Here is a 4,338-nt window from a genome sequence, read left to right as displayed (position 1 = left end):
ACAGCGCCGGCCAGTACGAGGAAGGCGAGACGCTGTCGGTATTTGATCTCAGCCAGAGCGCCGAGCAGGACAACAAGAACGAAGAGGCCAAGGAGTACCTGGCGCGGCTGGTGGCGGCGAACCACAACCAGCTCGGCCTCAAGGACTTGTTCGAACTGGCGTTCGAGATCACCAAGGTCAACGGCCAGCCGGTGATCCACACCGACATCGACGGTGCGGCGTCCAACGGCACAACCATGACCATCAAGGCGCTGACCAACATGTACTTGTTGCTGCACCTGATGGACCGTGAACAGGCCGGTCGCGTGCGTCTGCCGTACTACCTGGACGAAGCGGCGGACATCGACGAGAAAAACCAGGCCGCGCTGCTGGAAACCAGCCTGCAACTGGGCTTCGTGCCGATCCTGGCGAGCGTGAAGCCGCAGGTCTGCGCCAGTGTCGCCATCGACCTGGAAGGCGGCAGCGGTCCGAACGGCATCTACATCGATGAGGCGGACTGGAAATACATCCGTCGTCACGATGCGGTGAAGGCGACGATGAACGCCCAGGCCGATGAGCCGGAGCTGGATGCGGTTTGAGGTGACATGGATATGAAAAAGGCCGCGATCCATTGGATCGCGGCCTTTTTTGTTACCGCCTACTCCCTCGCCACAGGTATCACATCCAATCAGCTTACTTGCCGAGACTGATCTTCGGTGCCCAGGTCAGCCATTCATCTTCAAACTTGTCGAACAGCGGGAACGTCTGCTCCGGCCTCGCCGGGTTACCCATCCGCTCGCCATCCGGCGTCGCAAAAGCGATACCACCCTGGATCAACGTCTCCAACGACTCGGTCCGCACCGTCGCGCCCTTGAACAGTCCGAAATCCAGACCGAACCCGCTGCTGTTCCAGAAGCGTGTACCGCTGCGCACCAGTGGCGCGTACTTGGGCTCGATCAGGATGTGGATCAGCACCCGATCCGCCGTCTGGCCCAACTCGTAGCCCGTCACTTTGCCTACCGTGATTTCGCGGTAGGTCACCGGCACGCCAATCTTCAACGAACCCCGTCGAGCAGCGCTCAATACCAGGCTCAATCCGGCTTCAGGGATGGCATTTTCGGGTGGTTCGGCCAGGGCTACGAAACTTTTCTGTGGCCCGAGGTTCTTCACGGCGGGCTGCACTTCGATGTACTGGCCGGTCACCAGGGTTTCCAGGTTTGAGGTTTTCATCAGGCCCAGCTCCGGCTTGACCACCCAGAACTGGGTCCCTGTGCGGGCGATACGCTCAGGCACTTCGGTGATACGTGCGGTGACCAGTACCGACTGCATGTCGGCGCTCAGGTCGACGTCTTCGATCTTACCCACATCCAGTCCTTTGAACCGGATCGGCGTACCGCTGCGCAACCCGTCGGCGCGATCGACCTTGATCGTCACGACGGTGCCCCTCTGCTGCGCGGCTTCGCGGTCCCCATACAAACGGAACCGTGGGATGCGCCGTTTCAACGGCACGTTCGGCTCCGGTGTTTCGAAAGCGATGCCACCGGCCATCAAGCTTTGCAGGGATTCGCTCTTGACCTGGATCCCGCCCGTCAAACCGCCCGTGAGCGTGACGCCGCTGGCATTCCAGAATCGCGTCGAACCGTTGACCAACCCTTCATATTCCTTCTCGATATGTACACCGATGATCAGTTGTTTCTTCTTCCGGGAGAATTGATAGCTCTGCACCGATCCGACCTTGACCTGCTTGTAGAGAATCGGACTGCCGACCTCCAGCGAACCGAGATTTTCGGTCAACAAGACCAGATGCAGGCCGGGTGAACGCAGATCCAGCGGCGGCGCCTTCGCCCTGGCTTCAAACTCGCGTTGAGGGGCTCCCCCCTTGTCGCCGGGTCGCACGGCAATGTAGTTACCTTTCACCAGCGCTTCCAGGCCCGTGATGCCAGCCAGGGAAATCGACGGCTTGACCACCCAGAACTGAGCACCGGCTACCAGGTAATCCTCGGCCAACGGGTCGAGCGTCAGTTCTGCGCTGGCACTGGCCAGGTCAGGATCGACTTTCAACGTCTTCAGGCTACCGACCTGGATGCCCTTGTACATCACAGGCGTACGGCCAGCCTGCAACCCTTCGAAGTCGCTGAGCTTGACCTTGACGCGGATCCCGGCAGCAGCTGCATCGAAATCCTCGTACAGGCGAAACGGCAGGCTTGGGTCAGTGGGAGGGCTGTCCTTGCGGTTCTCCGGCGTGGCGAACGCGATCCCCCCGGCCACGATGCTAGCCAAGGATTCACTGCGTACCTTGACCCCCGACAGGTTGGCATCGATGCTGATGCCGCTGGCATTCCAGAACCGTGTGTGTTTGCGGACCAGGCTGGCATAGGTTGGCTCGATGAAAACCTTGATCTCTACAGTGCGTTGGTCTTCGGACAGTGAGTAGCTTTTCACCTGGCCCACTTGAATCTGCTTGTAGAACACCGGGCTGCCGCGATTGAGCGAACCCAGCCGGTCAGCCTTGATCGTCAAATGCAAACCCGGCTTGGCGTCCGACAACGGCGGCTCTTCGGCCAATGCCTTGAACTTGCGGGTCGATTCACCTTCCCCAGGACTGATCGCAACATAGTTACCTGAAACCAGCGTCTCCAGTCCGGTGATTCCCGCAAGCGTCACGCTTGGCTTGACCAGCCAGAAACGGGTACCGGTCTTGAGGTATTGCTCGACATCCTTGTTCATCTCGATGGTTGCGATGACGCCCTTCGAGTTGCCTTCATCGTCGAGCGTGAGATTTTTCACTTTGCCGACCGTCATGCCCTTGTAGACGACCTCGGTCTTGTTGACCTGGATACCCTCACCGCTTTCAAAACGCACATTGATTTCGATCCCGGTATCGTTGTAGGCCCGCCAGCCGAGCCAGCCGCCGATAATCAAGGCAATCAGTGGCAATACCCAGATGGCCGACCAGTTCGAAGCCGGTCGGGTTTTAGCGGTAGGCAAATCATTCATGGTCGTCATCCGACTCCGTGTTATCCCAAATCAGTCGGGGATCGAAAGTTACTGCGGCAATCATTGTCAGAATCACTACGCTGGCAAAAGCAATGGCACCGAGGCCGGCTTCAACACTGGCCAACCTCCCGAAATTCACCACTGCCACCAGAATGGCGATTACGAAAATATCCAGCATCGACCAGCGGCCGATGAATTCGATGAAGCGGTACATGAGGATCCGCTGGCGCGCGGACATGGGTTGGTGACGTTGCACGGAAAACAGTAACAAGGCGATGCCCACCAGCTTGAAGGTGGGCACAACAATGCTGGCAACAAACACCACTGCCGCAATCGGGATCATGCCGTGCTGTACCAGTTCGATCACCCCGGACATGATGGTGCTAGGCGCACCTTGGCCCAGCGAGTTGATCGTCATGATCGGCAGGACATTGGCTGGAACGTAGACAATCGCTGCCGTGATCAATAGCGCCCAGGTCCGCATCAGACTGTTTGGTCGACGAGGGTGGATTCGGGCGCCACAACGGGTGCAGGTCTGTTTATCAGCGTCCGCTTCCTGTCGATTCAATTCATGACATTCAGTGCAAATCAGGATGCCTGCATCAATCGCTCGCATGGGTATCCCCTCCCGACAACGCCTGCCAGATCTGATGCGGTGACATCACCACCTCCAGCCAGACCTGAACCAGCAACAAGCTTACAAAACACACCAGGCCCAGCCCCACGGTAATCGCTGCCATGTCTGCTAGCTTGACGATGGCAACCAGCACGCCCATGAGATACACCTCGAGCATCCCCCAATCCCTAAGATGGTGATAAATGCGATACAGCAACAAGCCGTAACTTCGTCCAATGTTCCAGCGAATGGTCAGCAGAACAATCAATTGGCAGAGCAGCTTGAGCAGTGGAATACCCATGCTGCAGAGGAAAACCACCACCGCTACGCCCTGCATCCCTGTATCGAACAGGCCGACCACGCCGCTCCAAACGGTGTCCTGGGAGGATTGTCCGAGTAAATTGAGCTGCATGATGGGTAGGAAATTTGCCGGTACAAACAACAGCAGCGCCGCGATAACCAGAGCGAGACTGCGTTCAACTACATTGTGATGGTGAGCGTAGAGCTCATATCCACAGCGAGGGCATTCGGCTCTTTCGCCATGGGCCAGCTGAGGCTTGCGCATCAACAGATCGCATTCATGACACGCGACCAGATCGTCCAGGGGCAGATCTGACAACCTATCAACGTCTGACGAATCGGGCATAAAGCGCTCTAGCTCAACTAAGGTGCGGCTATTCTAGTGCTCCAGCTCGAAAATAACTGTGCAAATTTATTACGAGCTTTCGCAGGCTTTAATAACGAGC

General features: G+C 57.7%; 3 protein-coding genes and 1 pseudogene. 1 reads left to right on the top strand and 3 read right to left on the bottom strand.

The genetic code is table 11. The features are described 5' to 3' along the window. A pseudogene (locus OC610_RS22070) lies at positions 1-578 on the top strand (Mks condensin complex protein MksF); the annotation flags it as partial. Positions 579-672: 94 nt separating this feature from the next. Here the strand turns inward: OC610_RS22070 and OC610_RS22065 are convergent. From OC610_RS22065 to OC610_RS22055, 3 genes are read right to left on the bottom strand one after another with little or no spacing between them, the layout of a single operon-like run. After that, positions 673-2,976, bottom strand: a complete 2,304-nt coding sequence (locus tag OC610_RS22065; RefSeq protein ID WP_264430761.1) for a PqiB family protein — start codon at positions 2,974-2,976, stop codon at positions 673-675. Further along, the gene (locus OC610_RS22060; protein ID WP_264430760.1) at positions 2,969-3,592 is read right to left on the bottom strand and encodes a paraquat-inducible protein A; all 624 of its coding nucleotides are present in this window, start codon (positions 3,590-3,592) and stop codon (positions 2,969-2,971) included. Before OC610_RS22060 ends, OC610_RS22065 begins: the two co-directional genes overlap by 8 nt. Continuing rightward, the gene (locus OC610_RS22055; RefSeq protein ID WP_264430759.1) at positions 3,579-4,238 is read right to left on the bottom strand and encodes a paraquat-inducible protein A; all 660 of its coding nucleotides are present in this window, start codon (positions 4,236-4,238) and stop codon (positions 3,579-3,581) included. Before OC610_RS22055 ends, OC610_RS22060 begins: the two co-directional genes overlap by 14 nt. Positions 4,239-4,338 lie beyond the last annotated feature (100 nt).

Origin of the sequence: Pseudomonas agronomica, from assembly GCF_025917275.1 — a bacterium.
GTDB lineage: Bacteria > Pseudomonadota > Gammaproteobacteria > Pseudomonadales > Pseudomonadaceae > Aquipseudomonas > Aquipseudomonas agronomica.
The sequence above is the reverse complement of the archived record's forward strand: the minus strand, read 5'-3'. Positions and strand labels throughout refer to the sequence as shown.

Excerpts from the sequence above, each read along its gene's own strand:
- OC610_RS22060 (WP_264430760.1), bottom strand. The coding sequence starts at position 3,592 with ATGCGAGCGATTGATGCAGGCATCCTGATTTGCACTGAATGTCATGAA.
- OC610_RS22065 (WP_264430761.1), bottom strand. The coding sequence starts at position 2,976 with ATGAATGATTTGCCTACCGCTAAAACCCGACCGGCTTCGAACTGGTCG.
- OC610_RS22055 (WP_264430759.1), bottom strand. The coding sequence starts at position 4,238 with ATGCCCGATTCGTCAGACGTTGATAGGTTGTCAGATCTGCCCCTGGAC.